The sequence below is a fragment of the Streptomyces sp. NPDC089424 genome (genome assembly GCF_044749345.1).
Lineage (GTDB): Bacteria > Actinomycetota > Actinomycetes > Streptomycetales > Streptomycetaceae > Streptomyces.
This window is the reverse complement of sequence record NZ_JBIVHU010000003.1, coordinates 873,128-896,579: the sequence shown is the minus strand read 5'-3', so window position 1 is coordinate 896,579 and position 23,452 is coordinate 873,128. Positions and strand designations below refer to the sequence as shown.

At 69.8% G+C, this 23,452-nt stretch carries 16 protein-coding genes and 4 pseudogenes; 11 read left to right on the top strand and 9 right to left on the bottom strand.

Annotated elements, in window-relative coordinates; translation table 11 throughout:
* Nucleotides 1-33: 33 nt before the first annotated feature.
* On the bottom strand, nucleotides 34-1,716 hold the full coding sequence (locus ACIP2X_RS19235; RefSeq protein ID WP_401674270.1) for a major capsid protein: 1,683 nt from the start codon (nucleotides 1,714-1,716) through the stop codon (nucleotides 34-36).
* A 173-nt stretch (nucleotides 1,717-1,889) separates the two neighbouring features.
* Here ACIP2X_RS19235 and ACIP2X_RS19230 point away from each other — a divergent pair.
* Together ACIP2X_RS19230 and ACIP2X_RS19225 are read left to right on the top strand one after the other, a co-directional pair.
* Nucleotides 1,890-2,819, top strand: a pseudogene (locus ACIP2X_RS19230) (IS5 family transposase).
* 67 nt (nucleotides 2,820-2,886) lie between these two features.
* Entirely contained in the window at nucleotides 2,887-3,345 is a 459-nt protein-coding gene (locus tag ACIP2X_RS19225) for a hypothetical protein (protein ID WP_401674268.1), read from the top strand.
* Between the two features lie 43 nt (nucleotides 3,346-3,388).
* On the opposite strand, the gene ACIP2X_RS19220 is transcribed toward ACIP2X_RS19225, so the two are convergent.
* Nucleotides 3,389-3,592 (bottom strand): hypothetical protein, encoded by a 204-nt coding sequence (locus ACIP2X_RS19220; protein WP_401674266.1) that lies wholly within the window; start codon nucleotides 3,590-3,592, stop codon nucleotides 3,389-3,391.
* A gap of 233 nt (nucleotides 3,593-3,825) precedes the next feature.
* Here ACIP2X_RS19220 and ACIP2X_RS19215 point away from each other — a divergent pair, with 233 nt between their 5' ends.
* Nucleotides 3,826-4,836 (top strand): Ppx/GppA family phosphatase, encoded by a 1,011-nt coding sequence (locus ACIP2X_RS19215; RefSeq protein ID WP_401674263.1) that lies wholly within the window; start codon nucleotides 3,826-3,828, stop codon nucleotides 4,834-4,836.
* Between the two features lie 807 nt (nucleotides 4,837-5,643).
* Here the strand turns inward: ACIP2X_RS19215 and ACIP2X_RS19210 are convergent.
* Nucleotides 5,644-6,747, bottom strand: a complete 1,104-nt coding sequence (locus ACIP2X_RS19210; protein WP_401674260.1) for a PP2C family protein-serine/threonine phosphatase — start codon at nucleotides 6,745-6,747, stop codon at nucleotides 5,644-5,646.
* 320 nt (nucleotides 6,748-7,067) lie between these two features.
* Nucleotides 7,068-8,450 (bottom strand): acetate/propionate family kinase, encoded by a 1,383-nt coding sequence (locus ACIP2X_RS19205; protein WP_401674258.1) that lies wholly within the window; start codon nucleotides 8,448-8,450, stop codon nucleotides 7,068-7,070.
* Nucleotides 8,451-8,735: 285 nt separating this feature from the next.
* Between ACIP2X_RS19205 and ACIP2X_RS19200 the strand changes: the two genes are divergently transcribed.
* On the top strand, nucleotides 8,736-9,269 hold the full coding sequence (locus tag ACIP2X_RS19200) for a phosphate-starvation-inducible PsiE family protein (RefSeq protein WP_401674256.1): 534 nt from the start codon (nucleotides 8,736-8,738) through the stop codon (nucleotides 9,267-9,269).
* Here ACIP2X_RS19200 and ACIP2X_RS19195 read toward each other — a convergent pair.
* The 3 genes from ACIP2X_RS19195 to ACIP2X_RS19185 all read right to left on the bottom strand — a co-directional run bounded on the left by ACIP2X_RS19195 (nucleotide 9,246) and on the right by ACIP2X_RS19185 (nucleotide 14,326).
* On the bottom strand, nucleotides 9,246-11,420 hold the full coding sequence (locus tag ACIP2X_RS19195; protein WP_401674254.1) for an FUSC family protein: 2,175 nt from the start codon (nucleotides 11,418-11,420) through the stop codon (nucleotides 9,246-9,248). The genes ACIP2X_RS19200 and ACIP2X_RS19195 overlap by 24 nt on opposite strands.
* A gap of 310 nt (nucleotides 11,421-11,730) precedes the next feature.
* Nucleotides 11,731-12,906: a glutathione-independent formaldehyde dehydrogenase gene (locus ACIP2X_RS19190; RefSeq protein ID WP_401674251.1), complete on the bottom strand. Its 1,176-nt coding sequence runs from the start codon at nucleotides 12,904-12,906 to the stop codon at nucleotides 11,731-11,733.
* 298 nt (nucleotides 12,907-13,204) lie between these two features.
* The gene (locus ACIP2X_RS19185; RefSeq protein WP_401674249.1) at nucleotides 13,205-14,326 is read right to left on the bottom strand and encodes a hypothetical protein; all 1,122 of its coding nucleotides are present in this window, start codon (nucleotides 14,324-14,326) and stop codon (nucleotides 13,205-13,207) included.
* Between the two features lie 276 nt (nucleotides 14,327-14,602).
* On the opposite strand from ACIP2X_RS19185, the gene uvrA reads away from it, so the two are divergent.
* The 4 genes and pseudogenes from uvrA to ACIP2X_RS19165 all read left to right on the top strand — a co-directional run bounded on the left by uvrA (nucleotide 14,603) and on the right by ACIP2X_RS19165 (nucleotide 20,195).
* Complete coding sequence (gene uvrA / locus ACIP2X_RS19180; RefSeq protein ID WP_401674246.1) at nucleotides 14,603-17,071, top strand: excinuclease ABC subunit UvrA; 2,469 nt, start codon at nucleotides 14,603-14,605, stop codon at nucleotides 17,069-17,071.
* Nucleotides 17,072-17,244: 173 nt separating this feature from the next.
* Nucleotides 17,245-17,908: pseudogene (locus tag ACIP2X_RS19175) on the top strand (SDR family oxidoreductase).
* Between the two features lie 123 nt (nucleotides 17,909-18,031).
* Nucleotides 18,032-18,196, top strand: coding sequence for a hypothetical protein (locus tag ACIP2X_RS19170; RefSeq protein WP_401674243.1), 165 nt, complete (start codon nucleotides 18,032-18,034; stop codon nucleotides 18,194-18,196).
* Between the two features lie 214 nt (nucleotides 18,197-18,410).
* Nucleotides 18,411-20,195 carry a PucR family transcriptional regulator gene (locus ACIP2X_RS19165; RefSeq protein WP_401674241.1) on the top strand — a complete coding sequence of 595 codons (1,785 nt, stop codon included), beginning with the start codon at nucleotides 18,411-18,413 and terminating at the stop codon, nucleotides 20,193-20,195.
* Between the two features lie 261 nt (nucleotides 20,196-20,456).
* Here ACIP2X_RS19165 and ACIP2X_RS19160 read toward each other — a convergent pair.
* Together ACIP2X_RS19160 and ACIP2X_RS19155 are read right to left on the bottom strand one after the other, a co-directional pair.
* Nucleotides 20,457-20,627, bottom strand: a pseudogene (locus tag ACIP2X_RS19160) (aldehyde dehydrogenase family protein); the annotation flags it as partial.
* A 104-nt stretch (nucleotides 20,628-20,731) separates the two neighbouring features.
* Nucleotides 20,732-21,067 (bottom strand): annotated as a pseudogene (locus ACIP2X_RS19155) (aldehyde dehydrogenase family protein); the annotation flags it as partial.
* Nucleotides 21,068-21,379: 312 nt separating this feature from the next.
* Here ACIP2X_RS19155 and ACIP2X_RS19150 point away from each other — a divergent pair.
* The 3 genes from ACIP2X_RS19150 (at nucleotide 21,380) to ACIP2X_RS19140 (ending at nucleotide 23,448) form a co-directional block, all read left to right on the top strand.
* Nucleotides 21,380-21,829, top strand: coding sequence for a DUF1931 family protein (locus ACIP2X_RS19150; protein ID WP_401674239.1), 450 nt, complete (start codon nucleotides 21,380-21,382; stop codon nucleotides 21,827-21,829).
* 303 nt (nucleotides 21,830-22,132) lie between these two features.
* Entirely contained in the window at nucleotides 22,133-22,699 is a 567-nt protein-coding gene (locus ACIP2X_RS19145; RefSeq protein WP_401674236.1) for a type 1 glutamine amidotransferase domain-containing protein, read from the top strand.
* A 221-nt stretch (nucleotides 22,700-22,920) separates the two neighbouring features.
* Nucleotides 22,921-23,448 (top strand): general stress protein, encoded by a 528-nt coding sequence (locus ACIP2X_RS19140; RefSeq protein ID WP_401674234.1) that lies wholly within the window; start codon nucleotides 22,921-22,923, stop codon nucleotides 23,446-23,448.
* Nucleotides 23,449-23,452: the final 4 nt, after the last annotated feature.

The window sequence follows — 23,452 nt, the reverse complement described above, 5'->3', positions numbered from 1 at the left end:
CCGGCAGGCGCGTCAACGGGAGACCGGGGGCGGTCAGGCGATTGGGCAGGTCAGGACGGTCTGGCCGCCGGTGGCACCGGTCGGGCAGACGGGCACGGTCACGACCCGGGTGTCCACAGACCGGTCCACGAGGGCCACGCACTCCTCGGCGAACAGCGCGGTGTAGTCGTTCGTACTGAACTTTGTCGAATCATGAATCACCCCCAGGTTGACGTCCTCGCCTCGGCCGATGACCAGGGAGCCGGCCGGGTAGATGAGGAACTTGAGCGTGGCCGGCCAGTCCACGGCCGCGGTGGGGCCGCCGATGTCGGTGGGGACGGCAGGGGCGAGGCCGCGCGCCCACTGGATGCGCACGCCCAGCGGGGAGAACAACTGCTGTACGTCCGCGACGGTGACCTCGTCTACGCCGACGCCGTTACGGCGCGCGAGGTCCGCCAGGAACAGGTTGCGGCTCCACCAGGGGAACACCACCTCAAGGGCGGTGCTGTCACACAGGCTGTGACGCTCGATCATGTCGGCGGCCTGGAGCGCCACGGCGGCGAACACGGCCGAAAGGGCACCCATGGAGGCGGGGACGGTCACGGGGGTGGCGGCGGCCAAGGCCTGGGCGAACAGGACCTGACGGAGCCGGATCTCGTGGGCCACCATGCTGTTGCGCAGGTACCAGGCGATGAGTTCCGGAAAGTGCCGCTGGGTCAGAATGCCGGCCTCAAGACAGACGCCGACCGCGTCGCAGCGGACCTCTACTGGGTCCGGGCAGGGGATCTTGAAGCAGGGCTTGGTGTTGCCCGCGATATCGTCCGCCTCGGTGTGCACCCAGGTCATGGCGGCGACGTCCAATGACAGCGGCATGTAGTAGCGCAGGCCGCCGCGCGCGAGCTGGATCTCAGGCGCGTCCCACAGCATGTCGGGGCAGCTGGTGTCCGTCAGCTCGTAGAGCGTCTCGGACGGGGCGCACCAGCCGCCGGACGCGATCAGATCGCCCTTGGGGAGGCGAGACTGGCCGGACGCGGTCATGGCCACCGTAGTGCCTTCGGGCGCCGACGAGGAGTCCGTGACGATCGTGTCGTCCGGGTAGGGATGGTGGTAGCTGATGACCTGGCCGACGCCGCCGCCGGCGGTCTTGAGGGCGGTCGCGCGGGTGTTGATGCCCTTGACCACGTCGTCGAAGTTGAGGGTGGCACCCGGGGTGTAGCCGGGGACGTCCACGGCCGCGGTGATGGTGGTGCCCGGCGGCGGGGCCTCGGGCAGGACGCGGGGCTGCGCCCGGCGTACGGCGCTCAGGTTGAGCGCGGGGCGGGGCGGGGCGACAACGCCTCCGGCGGATGCGGTGGCGGCCTCTGCAGGGGCGGGGGCGGCGGGCTGCTCGGGCGCGGCCGGGGCGGCCGGGGCGGCGGGCTCGCTGGCGGAGGCGACCGGCTCGGCCGGCTCCTGGCCCTCGCTGGCGGCAGGCGCGGTGGTGGCCTGCTCGCCGCGGACCTGGGCGGCGAGTGTCTCGATCTCGGCGGCGGCCTGGGTGGCGGCCTCCACGCGGCCGGTCTGCTCGGTGCGGATGTCCTCGACGCAGGCGGCCAGGGCGCGCATGCGGGTCATGGCGTCGCCGTCGATGACGTCCTGACCGGAGAGGGCGGCGAACGCGGCGCGGGCCCCGTCCAGGGCCTGGGCCAGGGCCTCGTCATCCAGGGCAGTGACGTCCTGGGGGATTTCGAAGTCCATGCGGGATCTCCAGCGAAGTGCGCGTGAAGATCCGGCCCTGAACCAGCGATCAAACGGAATAGTAGCTTCCGGACGGCGCTGGTGTCTCTGAGCAGGCGCTGAGGCGCCTCATGGACTAGGCGCTGTTTCTCGGATCTCCTTCCGTGAGTGCTGTGTTGGGGCAGGGTGGCTGCATGGGACGTGGTGATCTGACGAATGCGGAGTGGGAGCGACTGGAGTCGTTCTTACCTCGCGGTGGTGCGCGTGGGGGCCGGTGGAGCGATCATCGACGGGTGATCAACGGAGTGCTCTACCGGGTTCGCACGGGGGTGCAGTGGCGGGATCTTCCGGAGCGGTTCGGGCCGTGGGAGACGGTCTATAAGCGCCATCGTCGCTGGTCGGCGGACGGGACCTGGCAGATGCTGCTGTCGCAGGTGCAGGCCGCCGAGGACGCCGCCGGCCGGATCGACTGGGACGTGTCGGTGGACTCCACGGCGGTGCGTGTCCACCAGCACGCCGCCGGCGCACGGAAGTCACCGCCCGCCGTCGCTTCTCAAAGGGGGGTCCGCCCGCGGACGAACCAGGTCGATCCGGTGCTTCGGAAACTGGCCGTCCGACTGGAGGAGGTGCTCAGATCGGCGAGTGTCTGGGACGCTCCCGCGGCGGCTTCACCACCAAGATCCACCTCGCAGCCGACGGACAATGTCGTCCCCTCGCCCTCCTCCTGACCCCCGGACACTACGGCGACGGCCCCAACTCCGCCCCGTCCTGGAGCAGCTGTCCGTGCCCCGTATTGGAGTCGGCCGGCCCCGCAGCCGACCCGACCATGTCCTGGCCGACAAGGCCTACACGTCCGCGAAAACCGCCGCTACCTGCGACGGCGCGGAATACCGCACACCATCCCCGAACGGCTCGACCAGCGCAGACACCGGCAGAACCGCGGTTCCCGGGGTGGCCGGCCCACCGGGTTCGACCGCGAGCGCTACAAGAAGCGCAACACCGTCGAACGTGCCATCCACCGCCTGAAAGGCTTCCGTGCCGTCGCCACTCGCTATGAGAAACGGGCCTACACCTACCTCGGCACCGTTACCCTCGCCGCACTCATCATCTGGCTCCGCACATGATCCGAGAAACAGCGCCTAGTTCAGGTGCTGGCGGGACAGCCAGGCAGACATACAGGGGAGGACCGCAGTGATCAGGTGGTACGGGTGGGGCATCCTCGCGCTCCCCGTAATGATCCTCTGCTTGCTCGGCTGTGCTTTCGGGGGGACCGTCCTGCTGTGGGACATTGCCGCGCAAGGAGACAATGGCATCGACCACGGGGGAGTACCGCTCGGCAGTATGGCCGTGGGTCTCGTTGTCGGAGGCCTGCTCAACCATGCGCTCGGGCTGGCACTCAACAGTCGCCGTATGCCGGATGGCACCCGGGTACGCACCAACCAGCACGGTCTCGGCCACGACATCGCCCTGGAGCGCTTCGGCCGGGGCCAGGCTGTCCTGGGAATCCTGGCGCTGCCGTTGAGCACCGTCCAGTTCGTTTCCGCGCCGATCGTCTGGACGCTGATCATCGCCTGGGCCGTCATCGTCGTTACCGTGCTGGTGGTCATGGCGCGCCGCAGAAGCAACAGCGGGGCGATGCAACGTCCGTGATCCTCGTTCAACCTCACACTTCAGCGTGAGGTTGAACGAGGAGTCAGACGCGGGCTTCGGCGGCGGTCCGGCGATGATCATCGGCGATCTGTGCTGCCTGGGATTCCGGCACAACGCCGCTGTCGAGGCCGCAGGTGCACCGCACCACGGCACATCCGGTCGGCTCGTACTCGACCCACCCTCCCCGGTGGGTCTTGTTCCGGGTGATGCCGTGCAGGACAGTCGCGTGTTCCACCATGGCGCCCATGCTCATCGCCCAGGTAGGGGCTGCCAACGCCCCGCCCGCCGAATGGCCGGATCACAATCCGTAGCAGAATGCTCACGGACAGCTCGTGAGAGCAGCCTTGCGGCAAGAGGAAGCGGGCGCGGCGGGCGATCCTGCTGGCGCTTGCGGTACACCGCGTACAGCGTGTGTCCCGGCCGGCTGCCTGCGGGGGCGCGGTCTCAGAGGGAGGGGTTGTGGCGGGTACTCGTCAGAGCATGCGGATCAGTGTGGTGGATGTCGGATCGAGAACGGTCCGGCTCGTGGTGGCGGACACGGAGGGCGGCGTCCCGCTGCCGGTCCACACCGCGAAGTGGCGGCTACGGCTGTGCGAGCACGTGGAACCCGGGGCTGCAGTCCCCGCGGAGGCCGTGGACCTGCTGGTCGACGCGGTCGAACAGGCGGCCCGGACGTCGGCGCGCTGGGGCGCGGCTGTTCCGCTGGCTTTCGCGACGGCGGTGGTGCGCAACGCCCCGAACCGGCTGGAGGTACTGAGTGCCGTCCGGGCCCGGACCGGAGTGGAGCTGTGCACGCTGCCTGGTGAGACGGAAGCGGAGCTGACCTTCCTCGGCGCGCGGCGCTGGATGGGGTGGCGGTCGGGGCCCATGGCGCTGCTGGACATCGGCGCCGGCACGCTGGAAGTGGCCTTCGGCCGTGGACTGATGCCCGACTTCGTGGCATCGCTGCCGCTTGGAACGGGACGGCTGACCCACGACTTCCTGCTGGACGAGGAGCCGCCCTCGGCAGAGCAGATGCGGGCGCTGCGCCGTAGGATCCGCCACCAGCTGCGGGATGCCGGCTCTCGGATCCGCTGGGAGGGGCCGCGGACCGCGGTCGTCACCTCGCGTACCTTCCAGCAGCTGGGCCGGCTGTGTGGTGCCGCGCCGGGACGGCAGGGGCCGTTCACCGAACGGCAGGTGCGGCGAGCCGACGTCAAGACGGCCGTGGAACGGCTGGCCGCGCTGCCCGCAGCGGAGCGGGCCCTGCTGCCCGGCATTTCCGCGCCGCGGGCCGCGCAGAGCCTGGCCGGCGCGGTGATCGCACACACCGCGATGAAAATGACCGGGTTGAAGACGGCCACCGTCTGCCCGTGGGCAATCCGCGAGGGCGTCCTGCTGCGCCACATTGAGGACGGCCCCTCCTGGTGGGCCGAAGTCTGCCGCCTCAGCCTGGACGCCACACCGTCGCCTGGCCCGGTGCCCCTACAGCTCGCCGCTGCCACGCCCTGACCACCGCCCGAGCCGGGCAACAAACCACCGGGAGCCGCGCTGCCGAGCAGCACGCCGAGACAACGTGAGGAGGTGCTGCGCGAGATACGGCACGCCAAGCACCGCCCCGAGGACGCCTCTGGAGAGCGCCGCCACCGCGGTGAGGCCACCGACGCGATGACACCCACCACGGACGCGCAGGAGAAGTCCGGCCCTGACGTGCCGTCATCCGCCACCCCCAGCCTCACCTGGTGTAGGTGAACACCGCCTATGGCCAGATCACCAGCACGTCACCGGTGGCGCCGTCGGTCAGGGTGAGGTGGGCGCCGGGCATGTTGCCGTATTTGCCGACCCACGCCGGAACTTGTCATGCGAGGTCACCTCACTCCCCCACCAGCCGACCACAGACAGTGAGCAGCAGGTGGTAGCGGTGGGGACCACGGCATGGACATCGGACGGTTCCTCGCGAAACAGCGCCAACCGGCTGTTTGGGCCCGGTTGATGGACGGGCAGCGCACCCTCCTGGAAGCCCTTGGGATCGCGCCGCTACCGCCGGAGCAGACAGTACCCGCCGAGGCCCCCTCAGGGCGCCGTGAGCGCCTTCAAGCGGGGCGTCGCGGCTCGCACATCGCACAGCACAAGAACCGCACAGACTCCCTGACTGTCTCCAGAGGCCACGTAGAGACGATCGTGGTCGACGGCCAGGAGCACGCGGTGAAGCTCGGGGTTCCTATCGAACAGCCTGACCCGACGGGCCAAACTCACCGCGGACAAGCTCGCCGCACTCGCCGACCTCGGACTCGACTGGGCGACCGCTGGGTTTGCTGATCAGTGAGCCGTCCCCCGCTTGTCGGGGCGGTTGCCAACTGTGAGTCGGTCGATGAGGATCATGGCCACGTCGTCTGTCAGACGGTCGCGGGTGTGGCGGATGAGTTCCTGGTGCAGTTGTTCCAGGAAATCCGGTGGGGTCGTGTTGGCGCGTATCCGTTCCAGGGCCCTCGGCAGGTCGAAAAAGTCGTTGTCGCGGTTGCGGGCTTCGATCACGCCGTCGGTGTAGAGCAGCAGGCGGTCGCCTGGCAGGAACGGGTAGCTCTCGGGCTTGGCGGGAGGCCCGAGGGTGAGGTCTTCCAGGCCGAGGGGCGGCAGCGGGCAGGCGGGCATCAGTGTTCGTGCCCGCCCTTGGTGCAGCAGCAGTGGGGGTGGGTGGCCGCGGTTGACGAGGTGCACGACGGGTTGTTCCGTCGGTACCTGGGCGATGAGAGCGGTAGTGAAGCCCTCCAGCAGTGTTTCCTGGTCGAACGCGTCCGGCACGGCGCACTCTCGGTTCAGCGCGTCCGCGCAGCGGTCCATGACCACGGCCAGCTCGTCTTCGTGGTGTGCGGCCTCGCGGAAGGCGCCCAGGGCCACCGCGACTGCGCGTACGGCTTTGAGCCCTTTTCCTCTGACGTCCCCGACGATCAGGCGGACGCCGTAGGGCGTCTGGACGGCCTCGTACAGATCACCGCCGATCTGTGCTTCTGCCTCGGCGGCGAGGCTCAGGCTGGCCGCCCGCACCGGGCCCAGTTGTGCAGGGACCGGGCGCAGGATGACGTCCTGTGCTGCTACGGCGACGCGGCGTACCTGGTCGAGCTTGCTCTGCCTGCGCGCACGCACCGCATTACTCAACGCGATACTGGCAAGAGAGACCAAGCACAGCCCCAAAAAATTGCCGTAGACCTGCTCAGTGCCCCACTCCTGGTTGTAGGTGGCCGTGATCGTATTGATGGCGAGGGCGGCGGCTGAGGCGGCGAGGGTGCCTTTCGGGCCCATGGTCAGGGCGGCCAGCGCCGGCGTCGCGGTCAGGACAGGTCCGGTGACCATGACGTGGGCGGGCGAGAGCTCGATGGCCAGCACGCTCGCTGCGAGCACGAACGGCGCCCAGTGCGCGAGCATCAAGAGGCCACCGCTACGCCAGGAGGGTCTGCACCACGGAGGCGAACGAAGGGACCACCGCATAGAGTCAGCCTGCCGCGCCGTATCTCCATGTGCATCCGATAATCCAGTGGCTCAATTTGGGAATGCCATCGCAAGCACGGCGCTCAGACCTGCCAACTCAAGCGCTCTGTACCACACCGGGAATGCTTTCCCCTGATTTCAGCATGCCTGCCGTGGCGCGCTCCGAGTCGCTCGGGTCGCTGGCGAGCAGTTTGTCGGCGGCGAAGCGACGTCAACGGCTGGGGTGACCAGGCGTGACAACAAACGACTGGTGATAACTACCGGGTCTCGCCAGCAATGCCGAGCACCCGTCGGGTCTCGGCGGCGATCTGCTGTATCTCGCCGGTTGCGACCACGAGGACCGGGACACTTCTCACCGCCTGATCGATGCGTCGGAGGCCTTCCCGCATCAAATCCTCCAGTTCAGGGACGAGCAGCCCGCCTCGTACACCGAGAACAGTCAGGGCCGAGCAGATCTCCTCGCGTACCTCGGGTTGGTCCTCGCCGATCTCGCCCGTGAAGACCAGCGCGTCCAGCCGGTCCAGCGAGGCGGCCATCGAAGCGATGCCCCTGCGGCAGCTGAGTGTGAATGTCGCCAGCGCCAACGCGGCCGCGGCATCACCCTCCGCGCGGGCGCGCACCAGGTCCCGGGTGTCTCCTGAGGTACCGGAAAGACCGAGCAGACCGGAATGCCGGTGGAGTGTGTCATCCAATTCGGCCGTTCTCAGACCGTGCCGCCGCTGCAGCCACAGCAGCGCGCCGGGGTCGAGGCTGCCGCTGCGCCGGCTCATCACCAGGCCTTCCAGCGGAGTGAGGCCCATGGTGGTGTCCACGCTGTGTCCGTTCCGGACGGCGCAGGCCGAGCAGCCGCCGCCCATGTGCACGAGCACGACCTGGAGGTTGTCGACGGGTCGGCCCAGGGCCTGCGCCGTCCTTTGCAGTGCCCACGAGTAGGACAGCCCGTGGAAGCCGTACCGGCGAAGCCCGTATTCGGCTCGCCATCGCTCCGGCACGGCGTACGTGCGCGCCTCTGCCGGCAGATCCTTGTGAAAGACGGTGTCGAAGCAGGCGACATGAGGCACGTCGGGCAGGAGTTCTCGTGCGGCGTCGACCACGTGCAGGGCAGGGGCCACGTGCAGCGGCGCGAGATCGGCGACGTCCGCCAGCAGAGCCCGTACGCGTGCGTCGATCAGCGTATGTCCAGTCAGGTGCGGACCGCTGTGGACGATGCGGTGACCAACCGCCGCAGGAGCAGGCACCTCGCTGAGGAAGTTCCGCAGTTCCCCCGCCGCAGCAGGGCCCGGGGGCTCCGAGACATCGCGATCCACCACTCGTTCACCGTCCGCCGCGAATAGAGCGATGTGAAGGCTCGAAGAGCCGGCATCGAGGACCAGAACGTGACCAACACAGCTCTCGTGGGAGCGATCAGCACTCACACACACCTCCAGTGCACCTGCGCCCTCCGGCAAGGTGCGCCCGCCAATGGGGCCGAACCTGTGCTCAGGGTCGGCCTCGGTGCGGACCGGGTTGTTCTCCGCCCGGCTCGGCAGGTCGGTGAGGAGGACGCCGGTGTCCCAATCGCCGTCCTCCAGACGGGAGCCGACGTTTCGGACGCGTCGGACACGTCGACCTTCGCCGCCCGGGGCGCCGTCGGTGTCCATCCGCCAGCAGATGTCGCCGGCGGTGGGCGGCGTGGTTCCTCTCGCAGGCCGGAGGCGAGGTTCCGGGCTGAATCGGAGGGCAGACCCGGGGGCGGCGTCAGGACGGGCCGCAGGTTCCCGCCGTTCGTGTCCGCGTCGGGCTGCCTCATAACCCTTGTCCTGTCGCCTGGTAGGCCTCGGTGATGTCGCGCCCCGCCGCTTCCCCCAGGCTGCCACCACAGGGAGGCATCCGCGCGTCCACCCGTTCGGCAGCACGCCGCGCCCGCGAGCCGGGGCACCCCTAGCATGCTGAATGTGCGACCCATTCTCCCGAAGATCGAGGGCGGCCGGATACAGGGCCTCCTACAGTTCATCGAGGACGGCATCCACCTCGTCGTCGCGGCGCTCCTCGTACTGCTCGCGGGGATCCTGACCGTCGGAGTCGTCCATGACGTCATCAGGTCGATCCAGGGGCCGTACCGCGAGGAGACGGTCGTTCTCTCCGCCCTGGACAGCAGCCTGGTGCTGTTCATCGTGGCCGAGCTGCTCCACACCGTTCGCCTCACCATCAGGAACCGGACCCTCGACGCGGAGCCGTTCCTCGTCGTCGGCCTGATTGCCGGCATCCGCAAAGTGCTCATCGTGACGGCCGAGGCGGAGAAGTCCTTCCGGTGGAACGTCGAGGGGATCGAACTGCTCATCCTGGCGGGGCTGATTCTCGTGATGGCGACAGCGGTGTACGTGTGGCGGCGCTCGACACGGCCGGGAGACTACTTCCCGCTCCAGGAGGCGCGGCGCTCACAATCGCCGGAGCCGTCACCCGCCCCGGTGCGCGGGTGATGATCCGTCACCTTCCCCAGCCACGGCCGCCCGCACCCGTTGCTCCTCGCGAGCAGAGCCGACGTCCCGTTCCAGGGGTGAGCGGCTCACTGCTGCCGCGAGGTCCTCCAGGGCCCGCTTCTGCAGCTCTGCCCCGCGCCGTAGCACCGGGCTCCGGTCCCCGGCGGCGCCCTCCCACGCGTGGAGTGCCTCCTCCACGCGCCCCCAGTCCGGATTCCTGTGCTCACGCACATCGACTGCCGCCCGCGCGGTGTCTGCCTCCAGGGCCTCGGCGAACCGCTCGGCTTCGGGGGCGACACGACTGCCGGCCCGCGGGACGTGGCTCTCCATGAGCATCGCCGCCCGGTCGAGTCCCTGGAGCGCCTCCTGCGCCTCTTCCGCCTCGCGCGATGTCAGACCTCTGGGGCCGACCGGTTCCTGCCTTGCCTGGTCGTAGGCCGCCTGCCAGGCGGCACGTGCCTCCCTGCTCTCCAGCAAGGCCCTGCGCATGTCGGCGCGATGCTCCCGGGTCGGTTCGGCGTAGCTGCGGAGCACTGCGGCCGCGTAGCGGCCGTCGGCGGCGAGCCAGTCCGCAAGCCGGCCCGGCAGCCGGGGAGTCTCCCATGCGGGGAACACCACGTAGGCCAGCATTGCCAGGGCCCCGCCGAGCAGGGTGAGCACCACCCGCTCCGGGACCGTCTGCTCCCATGCCTGGCCGCCCATGCCGAGCAGGAAGACGACGTACGCGGCAGTGAAGCACTGGGAGTAGGCGTAGCCGGTACGGAGCAGCGTGTACGACAGGGCCGCCGAGACCACCGCCAATGCGCCGAACACAGGGGCGTCCGGGCCCAGGGCCTGCACCATCCCGGTGGCGAGCGCGACCCCCGCCAGGGTCCCGGCGAGCCGGCCCACGGCACGTGCATACGTCCGGTGGAAGTCCGGCCGCATCACCATCACCGAGGCGATGGGCGCCCAGTAGCCGTGCTCCAGGGGCAGCTGGGAAGCGATCAGATAGCCGAGCGTGGCCACTGCCGCCAGGCGGACGGCGTGCCGGAACACGGGCGAGTCCCGGCGGAGCTCCCGGCGAACCGCCCGGACGACGACCGGGAGCAGCCGGAACATGGTCGGGCGCACCAAGAACTGGGCGCTCCCGGGCCGGGGCGGCGCAGGCGCATCGTCGCGCGCCCCGCCGCTCCCGGCGATCTCCAACGCCTCGGCGAGCAGTTCCACGAGCCGTTCGGCGGCCTGCCGGGCAGGCCCCTCCAGCACCTCGCCCTCCTCGTCGACGCGCAGGACCTCCGCGCTCCCGGGCGGCACCTCGGCGGGAGTGCCGCGGCGGATCGAGCGGGCGGCCGCATCCAGGACGTCGGCGGCCGCATCGAGCAACTCCCGTGCGCGGTCCCGCCCGGATCCCTCCGCCGGGGCGCCCACGTCCGGGTCGGCGAGCGCGGCGACGACCGGCAGAATGCGCTCGGCGAGGCCCCGCGGGCCGTGGAGGACGGGGGGCCGGGTGCGGGCCTGTGACGGCGTCACAGCGGCCGCGTCCCGGGCCGTCATCAGCGGCTCCGGGTCGAACGGTGCGGTCGGGTCGTGCCGCAGCCGGCGGGCGTAGTCGGCCACGGCGGCCAAAGCGTCGGCCAGCGCGTCACGATGCGCCCCCCAGCGGCGAATCGGGAACAGCAGGATCAGCACGGCCTGCGCCACGCCGCCGAGCGCGATGACCCCGGCATGTTCCAGGGCACGCCCGACGCTGGTGGGCAGGGTGATGGTCACCAGCATGCTGCCGACCGTCGTCGCCGCGACGATCCCAGCAGTCGATCCGAGAGCCCACGCCATCCCCGCGACAAAGGCCCATACGGCCAGCAGCGGAAGGAACGTCACGAGTCGCCCCGCCGCCAGGTAGCCCACCAAGGTGCTGAGCGCCAGACCCGCGCCCGCGCCGAGCGCGATCACCTTGCGCGGACGCCAGGTGCGCTGGAAGGTGGCCGCACCCGCGGAGTAGGCACCGAGGGCGGCGGACGCGGCGTACGCAGGGGAGACCAGCCACAGCGCCGGCCCGATGACGATCGCCACCCCAGCAGCCGTACGCAGCGCGAGCAGGGGCTCCAGCCGCGCCTCCTCGATCGTGAGCCCAGATCGCACGACCTCCCCGAAGGCCCGCAGCCACCTCACGGTGTGAGCCTAGCCGGAACGCCCTGCCAGGTCGCGTCGGCCTGGTTGAGGTGCGGTGCGGCAGCCGTCGGGCAAGGAAGCCTCCCACATGGCCCGCTGGCTGGCGGCCGCAGCCGCTGGGCGGGGCGCCACTGCGGACACTGCTGAGCATCCGCCGTCCGTCCTCCGGGCCGGCGCGTGGGTAGTCGTTGCTGGTTCAGGGCCGGCCGGTCGCGGCGATTGCCCCCAGCCCCGTCCGGCGGACGGGCTGATCGCCACCCGTTCCCCGGGCCGGTGCGGAGGAACAGGTGGCACGGCCGCCCCGAGTCTTCTACCGCTTGCGGCCGTTCCCGTGTCCGTTGGGATGCAGGACCACCTTGGTCCAGCCCTCGTCACGGGCGTCGAAGTGCTCGTAGGCGGTGGGGGCCTCGTCCAGGCTGAGCTCGTGGGAGACGACGAAACTCGGTTTGGCCTTCCCGCCGGCGATCAGGTCCCGCAGCGCCCGGTTGTACTTCTTCACCGGCGCCTGCCCGGTCCCCATGCGCTGGCCCTTGAACCACATCATGCCGAAGTCGATCGGGACCTTGCCCTGAGCTTCCAGCTCCCCCTGGGCCTCCGCTCCCCCGGGGTCCTGGGGCAGGAACACGCCCACCACGCCGATGTCGCCCGTGAACCTGACCGAGTCGATCAGACCGTTGAGCGTGAGACTGGCGTCCTCGTGTCCCTGGGGGTCGTGTGCCTGGTAGCCGACGCATTCGCAGCCGTTGTCGGCGCCCAGACCGAGGGTGGCCTCCTTGACGACCTCCGCCGGGTTCTGCTCGGCGGTGTTGATCGGTATGGCCCCGATCTCCTCTGCCTTGCGCAGCCGGTCGGGCTGGTGGTCGGCTGTCCAGACGCGCCCGGCGCCCTTGAGGAGGGCGGAGTAGGTCGCCATCAGCCCGACCGGACCGGCCCCGAAGACGATGGTCTGGTCACCCGGTTTGACATGGGCCATCTCTGTGGCGTGATAGCCGGTCGGGAAGATGTCGGCGAGCATCACGTAGTCGGTCTGCCGCTCGGCGGCGTCCTCACCCAGACGCAGCGCGTTGAAGTCGCCGTAGGGCACGCGCAGCAGCTCCGCCTGGCCGCCCTGGTAGGGGCCCATGTCGGCGAATCCGTAGGCAGCTCCGGCGAGGGCCGGTTCCGGCTGCATGGTCAGGCAGTAGTTGGTCAGACCCTGCTCGCACTGCTTGCAGAAGCCACAGGCGATGTTGAAGGGCAGGACCACGTACTCGCCGACCTGGACCTTGCGGACGGCCGAGCCGACCTCCACGACCTGGCCCATGTTCTCGTGTCCCAGGGTGCGGCCGGACTCGAACGAGGTACGGCCCTCGTACATGTGCAGGTCCGAACCGCAGATGTTGGTGGTGGTGATCTTGACGATGATGTCGCAGGGGTGTTCGATCTTCGCGTCCGGTACGTCCTTCACTGTGACCGTTCGCGGGCCTTCGTATACCGCTGCTTTCATGATGGCTTCCCTGATGTCGCGGTACGGCGGTGATGGGAAGGCGCAGAGAGCCTGACTCTCGGAAGTGCTGCGACGGAGTCCGGGGCTCCGGCACGCCCCTGGGGGCCGTTCACCTGGATCAGATGAAACGGTCGTTCTTGCCGTCGGTCCCGCCAGGCGGAGCTTCGGCGCTCCGGCGGCGTGGCGTCCGGGTCCCCGTCCGCCCCCGAGGCGAAACAACCACGCACCGACCGATCAGCTGAATCTCCGGACCCGGACGACCACCAACCGACGGCACATGTGCGACTGAGTTCACCAGCTAGTCACCGTGGTCGTCCTGCAGCATGCTGCGACGCTCCTGTTCGCGCTTGGAGTAGGCGGCTGCCCGGATAGCCTCGTCGCTTTCCAGGCCCGATCCCAGCGCGCCGCCCACCGTGGCTACGGAGGCGACGAACCAAGACAGCGTCCAGTACTCCGTGGCGTGCAGCGGGGTTCGTGTCGTGGAAGCGAACACCTGGTCGTTGAGGATGAACAGCGCCCACACCAGGTTGATGACCATCAAACCCGCGTAGCAGACGAGCACCCCGATACCCACGGTCATGATTGTCGAGGCGTTGTAGAGGGCCGCCCTCTTCCTCGCCTCCGGCGAAACCTCGTCCGTTCGATGCCACAGGTTCGCGTCCACGATCAGCCAGCCGATCATGAGGGCAACAGATCCGACCGTGGCGATCACCAGGCGTGGCGTGCTCAGGGAGGTGGCCAGGTTCCAGATGGTGGAGTTCACGGTGGCGACTGCTCCCGTGGCGAGCGCGGCCGCCAGGGCTTTTGACAATCCCGGCACCAATCGCCACGGCCGGTTGGCGCGGACCATGCCGAGGAGCACTCTCAGGTAACCGCGCGGCCCACTGACGACGTACCGCAGGTCGGCCATCTCCTCCTCACCGACCTGGCCCGGACGGATGGGCGCGAGACGCCTGGTGAAGGGCCCCCGAAGCGGCTGACTTCCCGAAAACCCCTCAGGCCCAGTGGCCTGCGGGCCCGCCAAGCTGAGCACGGCTTCTTCCACGGCCTGCCGGGCCGCGGTCTGCAGCCGGAAGCCCCCCAGCGTGGGAAGAGACAGTAGCGCCAAGCCGTGTTCGTGACTCAGATCCACCACGAGCTTGCGCCCATGTGAGTGCAGCGGAAGGTCGGTGAGGGCCACGACGATGTCCCAGTCTCCCTCGCTTCTGCGGTCCATGATCCGGCGCGTCAATGTGGACAGGTCCTCGGTCCCTGCGGTGAAGGGCTCACTGACCACCTCGACGTCGAACCGTCGTCCCTGGCCTGACCTGTCGGCGAGCCGATCAGAGAGCACCGGGGCCATGCGCTGCGCGATCTCCGTGGGCGCGTCCGGGTCCACCAGGAGAGCCACGACCGTAACGCCCTGAGACGGCACCCGCATGACTCCCCCTCGTCGGCTCCCCCGCGATTGCGAGTGCCCACAGGATGCCCCCCGAGGTGACGCCGACGCCGCGTGACACGCAGGCCCCCTGCCAGCAGGTGCAGGGTGTATGGTCAGATCTCCTCGTCCTCCCCGCGCAGGGCCTGCCACGGGGACACGGTTCCCGTCAGGCCCACGTACGGATCAATGGTGAAGCGCTCTCGGATGATCCCTGGGAGCGGCGCCGGTGACGGCTCCTGTCGCGCGGTTCCCGGCGCGATCAGGTAATCAGGAACGGTGAACAAGGACGCAACCGACCCCTTCGTGCATGTCCGGGGCGCCGGTGAGAACAACCTGCGGAACATCGATGTCGACGTTCCGCGGGACGCGATGGTCGCCTTCACCGGCGTCTCCGGTTCGGGCAAGTCCTCGCTCGCGTTCGGCACGCTCTACGCGGAGGCCCAGCGGCGCTACTTCGAGTCCGTAGCGCCGTACGCCCGAAGGCTGTTGCAACAGGTCGGCGCACCGCACGTGCAGGAAATCACCGGACTGCCGCCGGCCGTGGCCCTGCAGCAGCGACGCGGATCGCCCAGCTCGCGCTCTACGGTCGGCACCCTCACCACCCTGTCCAATCTGCTGCGCATGCTGTATTCCCGCGCCGGCACCTATCCGCCCGGCGCCGCACGGCTGGAAGCCGAGTCGTTCTCACCCAACACCGCGGCCGGCGCCTGCCCGGTGTGCCACGGACTGGGCGTCGTGCACGACGTCGCCGAGGACCTGCTCGTCCCGGACCCTTCGCTGAGCATCCGCGAGGGGGCGATCGCCGCCTGGCCGGGCGCCTGGCAGGGCGCCAACCTGCGCAGTGTCGTGAGCGGCCTGGGGATCGACATCGACCGACCGTGGCGCAGGCTCAGGAAGAAGGACCGGGACTGGCTGCTGTACACGGACGAGCAGCCCTTGGTGTACATCGAGCCGGAGGAGGACCGCGTCGACTACGGCTACCAGGGCAAGTTCTGGAGCGCCCGCAAGCACGTCATGCACGTCCTCGCCGATTCCAAGAGCGAGAAGATGCGCGAACGGGCGCTGCGGTTCGTCAGGAGTGTCCCCTGTCCCGAGTGCCACGGCAGCGGACTGCGGGCCGAGGCGCTCGCCGTGACCTTCGCCGGACGTTCCATCGCCGAGATCAACGCGATGCCGCTCACCGAGGTCGTGGCGCTGCTGCGGCCCGTCGCGGGGCGGTCCGAGGCCGACGCCACCACGTCGACCGCCCGGTCCGGGGAGACGACCGAGGTCGCCGTCCGGATCTGCGGCGACCTGGTCGCGCGGATCGACGTACTGCTCGACCTGGGCCTCGGATATCTCAGCCTCGGACGCCGCTCGACGACCCTGTCACCCGGCGAGGCGCAGCGCCTGCGGATCGCCACCCAACTGCGCTCGGGGCTGTTCGGCGTCGTCTACGTCCTCGACGAACCCTCCGCGGGCCTGCACCCGGCTGACGCAAAGCCGCTGCTGGAGGTGCTGGACCGCCTCAAGGCGGCGGGCAACTCGCTGTTCGTCGTGGAGCACGACATGGACGTCGTACGGCGGGCGGACTGGGTGGTCGACATCGGGCCCGGTGCGGGCGAGGGCGGCGGACGCGTGCTGTACAGCGGCCCGGTCGCCGGTCTCGAGCGGGTCGAGGAGTCGGCCACGAGCCAGTACCTGTTCGGGCGCGCCCAGCCGCTCGAACACCGCCCGCGCACACCGCACGGCTGGCTGCACCTGCGCGGCGTCTCCCGCCACAATCTGCACGACGTGTCCGTCGACGTACCGCTCTGCGTGCTGACGGCGGTAACGGGCGTGTCCGGTTCCGGAAAGTCGACGCTGGTGACGCAGGTGCTCGCCGAGGTCGTCCGCGGCCACCTCGGACTCGCACCCGAGGAACCCGACGAGGCGCAGCTGGAGGTCGACGTCCAGGACGCGTCGGGGGTCGAGTCCTTCGACCGGCTGGTCCGCGTCGACCAACGGCCCATCGGCCGAACTCCCCGGTCCAACCTGGCCACGTACACCGGGCTGTTCGACGCGGTGCGCAAGCTGTACGCGGCGACGGACGAAGCCAGGCAGCGCGGCTACTCGGCCGGGCGGTTCTCCTTCAACGTGGCTGAGGGGCGGTGCGAGACCTGCCAGGGTGAAGGGTTCGTCGCGGTGGAACTGCTGTTCCTGCCGGGCACCTACGCGCCGTGCCCGACCTGCGAGGGCGCCCGGTACAACGCCGAAACGATGGAAGTCACCTACCGCGGCAAGAACATCGCGGAAGTACTGGGGCTGTCTGTCGACGCCGCCGCGAAGTTCCTGTCCACCGTCCCGGCGGCCTCCCGCAGTCTGGAGACGTTGCGCGAGGTGGGACTGGGGTACCTGCGTCTGGGCCAGCCCGCGACGGAACTCAGCGGAGGTGAGGCGCAACGCATCAAACTGGCCACCGAACTGCAGCGAGCCCGCCGCGGGCACGCGCTCTACCTGCTCGACGAGCCGACGGCGGGACTGCACCCCTCGGACATCGCGCTGTTGCTGCGACAGCTGCACCGGCTCGTCGACGCAGGCAACACGGTCGTCCTCGTCGAGCACGACCTGGACACGATCGCCACCGCCGACTGGGTCATCGACCTCGGTCCGGGCGGCGGCGACGCGGGCGGGCGGGTGGTCGCGACGGGCCCGCCGGCCAAAGTGGCGAGGACCCGCCGAAGCGCCACCGCGCCCTATCTCGCGGCCCGGCTCGCGCGCTCCTGACGACAGAACGGCGCTCGCGAATCCCCGGGCACGTGCGGCGCGACCCGGTGGCCGGGTGGTCTCGCGCACCAGCGCGGTGCGCGAGTACGCCGGCTTTGCGGCAACCGGGACCCGACTTGCCGCAGCAGTCCCGCAGCCCGGCGTGAGTGGTCGCGTGTGGCAAGAATGATTCCATGCACATGGTGATCGCGGGTGGACACGGAAAGATCGCGCGCCGGCTGACCCGGCTGCTCTCGGCGCGCGGCGACAACGTCACAGGGTTGATCCGCAACCCGGACCACGCCGACGACCTGCGCGCGGACGGCGCGGAACCGGGTGGTGTGCGATCTGGAGCACGCCTCGGTTGACGAGGTGGCCGGCCACCTCGGCGGCGCCGACGCGGCACTGTTCGCCGCGGGCGCCGGACCGGGCAGCGGCGCGGCCCGCAAGCAGACGGTGGATCGGAACGCGGCCATCCTCCTCGCCGACGCGGCCGAGCGCGCCGGGATGCGCCGCTTCCTGGCGATCTCCGCGATGGGCGTGGACAGCCCGCCGCCGCCCGGCACCGACCCGGTGTTCGCCGCCTACCTGAAGGCCAAGGGGGAGGCGGACGCCGAGATCACCTCCCGTCCGGGACTGGACTGGACGATTCTGCGCCCGGGGATGCTGACCGACGACCCCGGTAGGGGTCGTGTCACGCTCGCCGAGCACACCGACCGCGGCCAGGTGCCGCGCGATGACGTGGCTGCGGTGCTGGCCGCCCTGCTCCACGAGCCCAGGACCGCCGGGCGCATCCTCGAGCTGATCAGCGGGTCCGCTCCGGTCGAGCAGGCGGTGCGCGCCGTGGCCGGCGGCTGACGCCGCACTCCCGCCCTCGCCCGGGTGTGGGACTCACATCCGGGCGCTTCAAAAGGCGCTGCGAGGCCGACACGGTGTTCCGCAAGCTGGGAGGATGGACGTGAGCGACGAAGGAGGCCCTTCATGAAGTCCGGAGCCCCTGATCACGACGCCTGGTACTCGCGCACACCCTCGCAGGCCGAGGGCGAGCGGGACGAGACGGGCGACCGTACCTCAACGGAACAGCACCCGGACGTCCCCCGGAGCGAGCCATCCCAGGCGGAGGGCGAGCGGGACGACGACGCTTAGTACTCCAGTCAGAAATCGTTGCCCGAGCTTGTGACCTCGTGGCCCACGCCGGTTTCCACCGGTGCACACGGAGCCTGTGTCTGGCGAGTGAGCAATGCACAGGTCCGGTCGCCCCACGAGTACGAGAGAATGGATCCACACATCTCGGGCAGCCCCCGAGGGGGTACGTGACATGCCGCTCGGTTCTCAGAGACTTCGAGGGACGGGTGCTCCCATGGCCGGCAGTGGGGCGCACAGCCTTTACCACCGCTACTCGCGCCGGAAGGGGAGCCTTCCGCAGGGCAGCGCCGGGCAGCCCCCCGCGGCCGTGCGCCGAGGGCCCCGCCCGCCCGCTCGCACCCCAGCCGACGCTGCCCTCCACGAACTCGTCTCTCTCTCACGCGCCCTGTTCGGCGCTCCGGACGAAGTCGAGATGCTCCGCCTGGCCATGGACCACATAACCGCCGCGGGGCCATACAGTGCCGAGGCCGGATACCTCAATGTGGCCGGCGACCTGGTCCCCACTCAAAGGGACGGGCAGACGCCTGCCTTGGCCGTGAGCCGGAGGGTGCGGGAGCTGGCCGGGCAGGACGGCACCGTGACCGTAGCCGGCAGGCCCTGGGGCCGGGCCCTGGGGCTACGCGGACCTCCTGGGGGACTTCACGGCTACCTCGTGGTGACGTCCCGCTCCCGGCCCACCAAGGCCGAGCGATCTCTGCTCGCCATGCTCGTCCGGCACACCTCTGCTGCACTGTCAGTCGCCTTCGCAGACCGCCGCCGACGCGAGGACGCGCTGGAGCTGCGCCGGCTGAGGGAGGAACGCACAGCCCTCCAGCGGCAGCTGATCACCGTGGTGGCTGAGGTGGGCTACGAGCGAGCCGTTCACGCTCTCATGACCGACGTCGCTGCCTCGGGTGGCGGCGAGGAAGCTGTCACCCGCGCACTGCACAGGCTCACTGGACTGCCCGCGCTGGTCGAGGACCGCTTCGGCCGGCTGAAGTCCTGGACCGGCCCCGGCCGCCCCGACCCCTATCCCGAACCGGACCCCGTCCGCCAGGACGAAATGCTGCACACCGTCGCCAAAGAGGCCGGGCCGGTGCGGATAAAGGACCGGCTGCTCACTCTCGTCCGCCCGCACGGCGAGATCCTGGGCGTGCTCGCGCTGGTCGATACCCGGGACGAGGCCGACGAGCACACCGTGCTCGCGCTCGGACACGCCGCCACGTCGCTCGCCCTGGAGCTGGCGCACCTGCGAAATCTGGCCGAAGTGGAGTTGAGGCTGCACCGCGAGTTGGCCGACGACCTCCTGGAGGGGACGGACGGGGCGAGCGCCTACGCCCGGTCCGAGGCAGTCGGACACGACCTGCACGGCAGCCACTACGTCGTCGTGGTGCAGTGGTTGAACCGGACTGCCGACGATTCCTTCGCGCAGACCGTGCGTCGGGCGGTCTCTGCGCTGGGCATGCGCTCGCTGCAGACCCGCCGCTCCGACCATGTCGTCCTCATCGCCGGCGGCAGGCCGCATGCCCGCGCGTTGTACGAGGCGCTCGCCCGGGAGACCGGAATACGGTCCGGGACGATCGGAGTGAGCGCCCCTTGCGACTCCGTGGACGACATCCCCCACCACTACCAGGAGGCGCAGCGCGCCCTGGAAGTGCGCCGCCACTCCCGTCAGCCCTACGGCACGTCGTTCTTCGACGAGCTCGGTCTCTATCGCATCCTGGGGCCCGGCAGCGGTCACCGGGAATTGGAGACGTTCGTCCAGGAGTGGCTCGGGCACCTCCTCGACTACGACTCCCGGCACCACGCGTCCATGGTGGAGACCCTGTCCCGGTACTTCGACTGCGGCGGCAACTACGACGAGACCGCAGAGTCCCTCGGGATCCACCGCAGTACGCTGCGCTATCGGCTCCAGCGCATCCGCGACATCAGCGGCAACGACCTCGTGAACGTCGAGGACCGGCTGAACCTGCAGGTGGCGACCCGAGTGTGGAAGATCGTGCTGGGCGGGCCCGGCTGACCTCGGCGCAGGGCGGCCCGATCGCTGGAATTTCAGGGGGGACGCTGAGCCGGAGGTCCCGGAGCGCTCCCCCTTCGGGCCCCGGCCACACTCGGTGCGCGGGCCGCTGCTGCGGCGTTTCGGGTCCTGCTGCAGCTTCTCGGGGGCGCCCCGGTTGGCGTTTTGGTCGGAGATCCCCGACCGCTCCGCCTCCTTGCGAGCCCTCGCGCGCTCGCGCCCGTAGCCGGAGCGCTTGATGCCGCCGAAGGGCAGCTCCGGTCGGGGCGGGGTCGGGTGGTTGATCCACATCATGCCCGCCTCCAGCCGGTCCGCGACTCCGCGAGCACGTTCCGGGTCGGCGGGGAAGACCGCGCATCCCAGGCCGTAGGGAGAGGTGTCGGCCAGTGCCACGGCCGCGGCCTCGTCCTCGTCCTCGTCCTCGTCGGCGACCACGTAGACCGGGGCGACACGGCCGAAGAGCTCTTCCCGGTAGGCCCATCTCCGGTGACGTCGGTGAGAAGAGTCGGCTCGACGAAGGCGCCCGGCAGGTCGGGCCGCCCGCCGCCCAGCACCACCTTGGCTCCCTTGTCCACAGCGCCACGAACCTGCTCCATCTGGAGTTCGGCCGCGGCCTCGGAGGACAGCGGGCCGAGCGTGGTGGCGGGGTCGACCGGATCTCCCGGTCGCACCTCGCTCATCCGGTTACGCAGCCCGGTGACGAAGGCGTCGTATACGTCGGCAAGGGCGATGAAGCGCTTGGCCGCCACGCAGCGCTGCCCGGTGTTGCCCATCCGGCCGAGGAACGCGGAGTACACGGTGCGCTCAAGGTTGTGATCGTCCAGCACGACGAAGGGATCACTGCCACTCAGCTCGAGGACGGGACTTCTTGACATTGCGGCCGGCGATCAAAGGCGACACGGGCGCCGGTCCGCCGGATGTGCATCAAAGCGGCGTACCTGTGGGCGCGGCGCGGGTCCCACTCGCACCCAGGAGATGAGGTCGCTCGTCGGTGCGTCCGGTCAGCCGCTCTCGTCCGAGGCGCTGCAACATGCTGCTCTGCCAGGGCAGGAGGGCGTGTTCTTTTTCGGCCTGGGGTGCGGAGGCGCTCAGCAGGCGGGCTCTGCGAATCTCGACCGGTAACGGCCGATGGCGGCGTCGGCGGGAGCGAACGACGCCGTCCGGTTCCTGGTGAGGAGGCGAGAGGCATGACCGTGATGGGTGTGTCGAAGTTCGAGAGGTTCTTCCGCGCCGCCGCAGGCCTCGACGTGGACAAGAACGACCTGAAGCGGTACGGCGATTTCGTCGAGGCCAAGCTCTACGACCTCCTGGTCGTCGGCCAGGCCTCGGCCAAGGCCAACGGCCGGGATACCGTCGAACCGTGGGACCTACCGATCACCAAGGGCCTCCAGGAGAGCATCCACCGGTTCCGGCGGCTCGACGAGGAGGTCGAGCTGAAGCCGATCCTGGTCCTGCTCGCCGCGCATCCTCCCCTCGACAGGACACCCACCCAGGAGACCGAAGAGCGCTACCCCGAGATCATCGGCGGTCTCAGCGTCGCCCTCTCCGAGACGTTCAAAAGCATGTATCCGGATGTCAAGAACCCGCAGACCAGCCACTGGGACGGCGTGACCGCGGTGTTCGACCGGCTGCTGTAGCAGTCGCGCCCGGTGTGCGTAACCGATCTGGAGACGGGAGTCGAGGCCGGTCGCGCCGCAGACGCTCCAGGATTCGCGATTGCCTCCTCAGCGCGGCTGGTCATCTGGACCAGGAAAATCGCGCCCTGATTTTCTCCCACGCAACGGCCTGCGACTGGGAATGCCGTTTCGGGCAGCCGTGACGACGGCTGAACCGAAGTCGTCCTAAACCTGGTCGCGCGCACATACACGCTCGGGGACTCTCGGCCGCGCCTTGCAGTCACCCGGTCCGTACAGCCAGCGACTCGTGAAGGGAGCCGTACCATGACACAGGAACTGCAGGGGATGCGGGTGGCGATTCTGGCCACCGACGGCGTCGAGCGCGTGGAACTCGACCAGCCGCGCGGTGCGTTGCAGGGCGCAGGGGCCAAGACCGAGATCCTCTCGCTCCATCACGGCGAGATCCAGGCCCGCCAGTTCGACCTCAACCCGGCGGGAACGTTCCCCGTGGACCGGCTGGTCGCCGACGCCTCCGTCGAGGACTATCACGCCTTGCTCCTGCCCGGCGGCACCATGAACCCCGACCAACTGCGCATGGACCGCGACGCGGTGCGGTTCGTCAGGGACTTCATGGCCAGCGGAAAACCGGTCGCATCGATCTGCCACGGCCCGTGGACGCTGGCGGAAGCCGACGCCGTGCGCGGCCGCCGCCTGACGTCCTGGCCAAGCATCCGCACCGACCTGCGCAACGCCGGCGCCGAGGTCGTCGCCGACCAGGAGGTGGTCGTCGACGGGCAACTGGTCACCAGCCGCGGCCCGGCCGACCTGCCCGCCTTCTGCGCAACCGTCGTGGAGCAGTTCGCCCAGGCGCACCATCCCATGTCCGGCTGAACCAGAGACTGGCAGCCGCAGCCGTCCGCCCCACACGTGCCGAACCGGACCCCGAGGGCCCGTCACGAGCCGCCGACCGGAATCGCGCCCCGCTCCCTGCCCTCGTGGACCGAGCGCCGGTGCCGCATTTCGACCCGCTGGGCGCAGGCGGGGCACCGGACGAAAAGCCACCCTGGGGATCGCCGGGACCGCTCGGCGGTCCTCAGGCGAAAGGAGCGGCCATGACCGAGCCGGCCCACAGGACCGTTGCCTCGTACGCGACGTACCAAGAAGCCGAACGTGCCGTCGACCACCTCGCCGACCAGGGATTTCCCGTCCAGAAGGTGGCGATCATCGGTCAGGACGTACGCCTGATCGAACAGGTGATCGGTCGCATGGGGTACGGCCAGGCAGCCCTCCACGGTGCGGCCAACGGAGCGCTGCCCGGCGTACTCGTCGGCTGGATCTTCGGGCTGCTGAACTGGCTGAATCCGGTCGTCTCCGGTCTGCTCCTCGCCCTGTACGGGCTGATCTTCGGAGCGTTCGTCGGCGCGCTGGTCGCCCTGCTGCTGCACGCGGCCCAAGGTGGCCGCCGGGACTTCGCCTCGGTCCGCTCGATGGTGCCCAGCCGGTATGACGTCGTGGCGGACGAGGACGTCACCGATGAGGCCGTCCGGCTGGTCGCCGGGCTGGACAGCAGGGCTGGCGCGAACACGGAGAGCGCCTCCTCCAGGGGCCGACGCCCGCGCAGCGACTCCGCCCCCAGCTGAACGA

Bases quoted from the DNA above. Each gene is read 5' to 3' on its own strand.
- ACIP2X_RS19210 (WP_401674260.1), bottom strand. From the start codon at position 6,747: ATGCTCGCGCACTGGGCGCCGTTCGTGCTCGCAGCGAGCGTGCTGGCC.
- ACIP2X_RS19215 (WP_401674263.1), top strand. From the start codon at position 3,826: ATGCGGATCAGTGTGGTGGATGTCGGATCGAGAACGGTCCGGCTCGTG.
- ACIP2X_RS19235 (WP_401674270.1), bottom strand. From the start codon at position 1,716: ATGGACTTCGAAATCCCCCAGGACGTCACTGCCCTGGATGACGAGGCC.
- ACIP2X_RS19200 (WP_401674256.1), top strand. From the start codon at position 8,736: ATGCTGAATGTGCGACCCATTCTCCCGAAGATCGAGGGCGGCCGGATA.
- ACIP2X_RS19150 (WP_401674239.1), top strand. From the start codon at position 21,380: ATGACCGTGATGGGTGTGTCGAAGTTCGAGAGGTTCTTCCGCGCCGCC.
- ACIP2X_RS19145 (WP_401674236.1), top strand. From the start codon at position 22,133: ATGACACAGGAACTGCAGGGGATGCGGGTGGCGATTCTGGCCACCGAC.
- ACIP2X_RS19165 (WP_401674241.1), top strand. From the start codon at position 18,411: ATGGCCGGCAGTGGGGCGCACAGCCTTTACCACCGCTACTCGCGCCGG.
- ACIP2X_RS19220 (WP_401674266.1), bottom strand. From the start codon at position 3,592: ATGGGCGCCATGGTGGAACACGCGACTGTCCTGCACGGCATCACCCGG.
- ACIP2X_RS19190 (WP_401674251.1), bottom strand. From the start codon at position 12,906: ATGAAAGCAGCGGTATACGAAGGCCCGCGAACGGTCACAGTGAAGGAC.
- ACIP2X_RS19185 (WP_401674249.1), bottom strand. From the start codon at position 14,326: ATGCGGGTGCCGTCTCAGGGCGTTACGGTCGTGGCTCTCCTGGTGGAC.
- ACIP2X_RS19205 (WP_401674258.1), bottom strand. From the start codon at position 8,450: ATGGACACCGACGGCGCCCCGGGCGGCGAAGGTCGACGTGTCCGACGC.
- ACIP2X_RS19140 (WP_401674234.1), top strand. From the start codon at position 22,921: ATGACCGAGCCGGCCCACAGGACCGTTGCCTCGTACGCGACGTACCAA.
- ACIP2X_RS19170 (WP_401674243.1), top strand. From the start codon at position 18,032: ATGAAGTCCGGAGCCCCTGATCACGACGCCTGGTACTCGCGCACACCC.